6 protein-coding genes and 1 pseudogene are annotated in these 3,901 nt (G+C 63.0%); 3 read left to right on the plus strand and 4 right to left on the minus strand.

The genetic code is table 11. The features are described 5' to 3' along the window. On the minus strand, positions 1-191 hold a 191-nt coding region (locus K206_RS42365), incomplete at its 3' end, for a TraI domain-containing protein (protein ID WP_196812978.1). A 305-nt stretch (positions 192-496) separates the two neighbouring features. Here K206_RS42365 and K206_RS0135945 point away from each other — a divergent pair. From K206_RS0135945 to K206_RS0135955, 3 genes are read left to right on the plus strand one after another with little or no spacing between them, the layout of a single operon-like run. Further along, positions 497-814 (plus strand): type II toxin-antitoxin system PrlF family antitoxin, encoded by a 318-nt coding sequence (locus K206_RS0135945; protein WP_003290252.1) that lies wholly within the window; start codon positions 497-499, stop codon positions 812-814. Continuing rightward, on the plus strand, positions 814-1,272 hold the full coding sequence (locus K206_RS0135950; protein WP_011489315.1) for a type II toxin-antitoxin system YhaV family toxin: 459 nt from the start codon (positions 814-816) through the stop codon (positions 1,270-1,272). The genes K206_RS0135945 and K206_RS0135950 overlap by 1 nt, the downstream gene beginning before the upstream one ends. A gap of 27 nt (positions 1,273-1,299) precedes the next feature. After that, a complete protein-coding gene (locus tag K206_RS0135955) occupies positions 1,300-1,677 on the plus strand; it encodes a DUF3742 family protein (protein ID WP_011489314.1) in 378 nt (125 codons plus the stop codon). Positions 1,678-1,690: 13 nt separating this feature from the next. Here the strand turns inward: K206_RS0135955 and K206_RS0135960 are convergent, their stop codons facing one another. The 3 genes and pseudogenes from K206_RS0135960 to K206_RS40440 form a co-directional block, all read right to left on the minus strand. Then, a complete protein-coding gene (locus K206_RS0135960; protein ID WP_011489313.1) occupies positions 1,691-3,208 on the minus strand; it encodes a conjugal transfer protein TraG N-terminal domain-containing protein in 1,518 nt (505 codons plus the stop codon). Between the two features lie 15 nt (positions 3,209-3,223). Beyond that, positions 3,224-3,583, minus strand: coding sequence for a hypothetical protein (locus K206_RS0135965; protein WP_011489312.1), 360 nt, complete (start codon positions 3,581-3,583; stop codon positions 3,224-3,226). Continuing rightward, a pseudogene (locus tag K206_RS40440) lies at positions 3,580-3,901 on the minus strand (integrating conjugative element protein); the annotation flags it as partial. The pseudogene K206_RS40440 and the gene K206_RS0135965, both read right to left, overlap by 4 nt.

A 3,901-nucleotide genomic window follows, 5' to 3' on the forward strand; every position in this document is an offset into this window, starting at 1 on the left:
AGGGTGGCGAACTGCTTGCGCGACAGCGACGTGCGCTGCCAGATGTGTTCCAGTAGCTTCTGCCGGCGCGGTGTCGCCAGCAGCGAGGCGGCCGACTCGGGCCGCAGCCGCCCTTTCGGGAGGTCGTTGGAGGGCGCTGGCGACGGAGCAGAAGCGACCACGGGCCGTTTTCGCTGGAACAGAGAGAGCATGTGGGTGTCCTAGTGGCGGGCCGACCGGGAGGCCTTTTGCCTTTTCGAGGTAGGGCCTTTCCCCTTGCAGCCCCTTCCATTGCCCTTTCGGCCCTTTGGCCTTTAACCATTTGGATATAGGGCGGCGTGCGCTTGCCGTCCACCACCAATGCGGGTTGCAGCGAGCCGGATTGGTGCGTGAAGGCTCGCTGTTCCCCCCCATACGATGGCCCGATTCTTGGACTCTGGAGAGCATCATGAGGGCTAACATTGACACGGTAAGGAAATTTCCTTACCATAGTGGTGTCGCTATCAGGAGAACCACCATGCCTGCCATTCATGAAGTTGCCACGCTGACGTCCAAAGGCCAGATCACGCTGCCCAAGCCCATCCGGCAGGCGCTCGGTGTCGATGCCGGCGGCAAGCTCGCGTTCGACCTGCGGGGCAGCGAAGTCGTTGTCACCCGCGTTGACGCCGAGCACGAGGACCCCGCCATCGGCGCGTTCCTGAGCCTGCTGGCCCGCGACATCGAGGCTGGTCGGAATGTCCAGGGCCTGCCCGAGGACTTGGCTCGTGCCATGCTGGAGCATGCAGGTCATAGCGTGAACCTGGGCGAGGAGATCGACGGCGAAGTGGAACTCTGATGCAACGGCATGGCTGGGCATTGCTGTTCCACGACTGTGTGATCGAGCAGTTGCAAAAACTGCACGGAGCCGCACGGCGCGCGCAAGAGAACGACCCGGAGGGCTTCGAGTCCAACGCCAACGTCAAGCTCTTCAGGGCCTTGAATCAGTTGATATTAGATGTGGTGCCCGGTGATCCGGCACGCGACGAGTACCGCCAGGGCAACACCCTGGGGCCCGCCCACCGGCACTGGCGACGGGCCAAGATCGGAAGGCGGTTCCGGTTGTTCTTCCGGTACGACTCGAAGGCCAAGGTCATCGTGTACGCCTGGGTCAATGATGAGCAGACCTTGCGGTCTTCGGGGAGCAAGTCAGATCCCTATGCCGTGTTCGAGAAAATGCTCGGACGTGGAAATCCGCCAGACGATTGGAACGTATTGGTGCAGGCAAGCAAGCAGGATTGGAGCAAACTGGAATAGGCATTCCTCATGTAGCAGGAGACGACCATGAACACGACAACCCGCATCAGCACCGCAGAACGCCTCGGCCGCAGCGTTGGCCGTGGATGGCGCGCCTATGCGCGCGGCGAGCGAAGGTTGTCGTGTTGGCTCGCCTCCAAGGGGATGCCGCTTGCCGGGGCCACCGTGCTCGTATGGGTAGTGAAGCTGGTCGCGCTGGGATTGCTGTTCTACGCCGCGTTCTGGCTGGCGTTGGTGCTTCTGGTTGGGGTTGCCGCAGCATGGACGGCCAGCAATTCGACGGTCGATGATGATCGCTGGACGCAACCGGACGAACTGCGAAACGGCGAGGCAGGCTTTGGCCTGTATTCGTCCAGCGGTCAGCGGATCGATCCGCACGACCCGAACGATCCGTTCAACGACTGAAATGGGCGACCGATCAAAGCACCTTGCCGGTAACCTTGTTCACGCCTGATCCCGCGCTATCGCGTGCTTCCTTGGAACCGACAGCCAGGTTCTGAGCGATTACCCCGGCTTTTACTCCGACCCACCCAAGAGCTGCCACCCAGAAAGTCGGCAGGACCAAGAACATCGTGCCGGTGACGAACATCAAAAGCATGTCGCCGAAGGCATTGTTCAGCCCCACCAGCGGGTCGAAGTTGGTATGCGGCCGGTTCCAGCCAAAGCCCCACCCGTAGAGCGCATCGAGGATGGTGCTGTCGATCCAGCGTGCGAGCTGAAACCAGAAGTCCGTGAAGAACAGCGCGAACTGGACGGTGCTGACGGTGACGACCATCTTCAGGTCATAGGTGCCAACGACCAGCACTAGCGGAATGCAGATCACGAGCGCCATCTTGAGCAGCGCGAGCACCATGGGCAGTGCTTGGCGCACTACGTCCATTGCCGGGAAGGCGGCGAGAGCCCCAACCGCCAAGCCAACATCGCTGGTGGCACGGTTGACGACATTGGGCAACGTCTTGTCGATCTGACCGCCGTAGTCCGTATAGACGCTGCCTTGGTTCAATTTCTGCTGCCGCGGTGACGCGATGGCGCGGATCACGGAGTCGTCCACCTCGGCCCGGCTCAGGAATCCAGCCCAGCCCGCCAGGCGATTCAGCAGGCTCGGGTCCACTTGCCCCAGCAGCCGCGCGCGCAGTCCGTTACTGCCGTCGGACCACCACTGCTTGCAGGTCGGGTAGCCGCCACCATTGGTAACCTGCGCGAGCCCAGCATCGCGGGTGTCGTCATAGGGCCATGCCTCTCGCGCCGTACTGGAGCGGTAGCTGTCGTAGTAGCCACCTGTGTCCGTGAAAAAGCGCGAGCCGATCCAGGTCACGTCGTGCATCTGCTGCTCATCGAGATCCGGGCGCTGCATGAACAGCTTGGCGCGCGCCGGTCCATAGCAGTCCCGAGAGAAATCCGCCACTTCCTGAGCCAGCACCGGGTCGTCGATACGGGTCGCATCGATCTCCATACGCATCTGCCTCAGATCTGTGCCGCACGGGATCGCAGCCACCGAAGCGCTCGTGACGGCGCGCGAAAGCGCGTGCATGAACGCCCACCAGACCGGAACCTTCGCCGACTGGTTGTTGATGGTGCTGAAGGACTGCGACCAGCCAGTTTGCGCAGGCTGTGGCACGCTGACCTGGCACTGCGCCGAGCGCGAGCTGTCGTACTGGATAGTGCTGAGGTCGACGTCGATGAACGGAATGCCGGCGAACATCACGACCACGATGGCCACAAATACTCGGTTCTCGATGCGCGCCGCCGAGAGCACGCCCTTGTTGCCTTCGTCGGCGCCCTCCGCTCTGGCCTTGAGCCATTCCTGGATGACGATCGCCACAAAGGGCAGCGCAAACACCCCGCTGGACACCAGCACGGCCCAGATGCCGTTGTTGACGATCCAGGACACGAGGGTGAGGTAGTACTCCAGGTAGTCGGTCGTGAAAAGCGTCATGGCCTCGATCTCCCCTCAAGCGGCCTGCATCAACAGGCTGGCTTCGAGCGCCACGATGGCGACGACGCCGGCGACCTCGGCGCGGATCAGCCGACGTCGCGCCTGCGCGTTGTCTTCGCGGGCCAGCAGCCGACGGCGCATCCAGACCCATCCATAGACCGTCGCGCCGTACAGGCACAGCCGCCAGATGAAGAAATACCCTGCGGACGCCGCCAGCCAATGCTCCCAGGCCGCAACACTGCCGACCAAGTAGATGCCGGCGACGTTGGCCCCCACCGCGGCGGCCACGACCAGCACAAGCCACAGCAAGGTTTTCACCGCGCGCCGGCTGAACAGCCAGCGCGGACGCAGCCAACTGGCGTGCATCGGGCTCATGGGTTGCCTCCCGGATTGCCCTTCTGGAGCCGGTCGAGACGGTCGGGGATGGGATCGCCCTCGTAGATGCCGCGCGAGCCTGCCGCACGCGTGCCATGCCGCTGGATGATGGCCATGGGCGAGTTATTCGCCAGTTCGCGCCGTAGCTCCAGTTCGGTCTTGAGGTTGCGGATTTCGCGGTCGAGCGTATCGCTCTCCTTGTTCACGCTCTCCACCGCAAGCTCGTTGGCCGCGACGTTGGGCTCTTTCTTGCCCGTGAGCAGCGTGCGCTGTAGCAGCAGCGCCTTCTCCAGCACTGAGGACAGCGCGACCTCGGAC

The sequence above is a fragment of the Cupriavidus sp. WS genome (assembly GCF_000395345.1).
Taxonomy (GTDB): Bacteria; Pseudomonadota; Gammaproteobacteria; order Burkholderiales; family Burkholderiaceae; genus Cupriavidus; species Cupriavidus basilensis_B.

Excerpts from the sequence above, each read along its gene's own strand:
- K206_RS0135945 (WP_003290252.1), top strand. The coding sequence starts at position 497 with ATGCCTGCCATTCATGAAGTTGCCACGCTGACGTCCAAAGGCCAGATC.
- K206_RS0135950 (WP_011489315.1), top strand. The coding sequence starts at position 814 with ATGCAACGGCATGGCTGGGCATTGCTGTTCCACGACTGTGTGATCGAG.
- K206_RS0135955 (WP_011489314.1), top strand. The coding sequence starts at position 1,300 with ATGAACACGACAACCCGCATCAGCACCGCAGAACGCCTCGGCCGCAGC.
- K206_RS0135960 (WP_011489313.1), bottom strand. The coding sequence starts at position 3,208 with ATGACGCTTTTCACGACCGACTACCTGGAGTACTACCTCACCCTCGTG.
- K206_RS0135965 (WP_011489312.1), bottom strand. The coding sequence starts at position 3,583 with ATGAGCCCGATGCACGCCAGTTGGCTGCGTCCGCGCTGGCTGTTCAGC.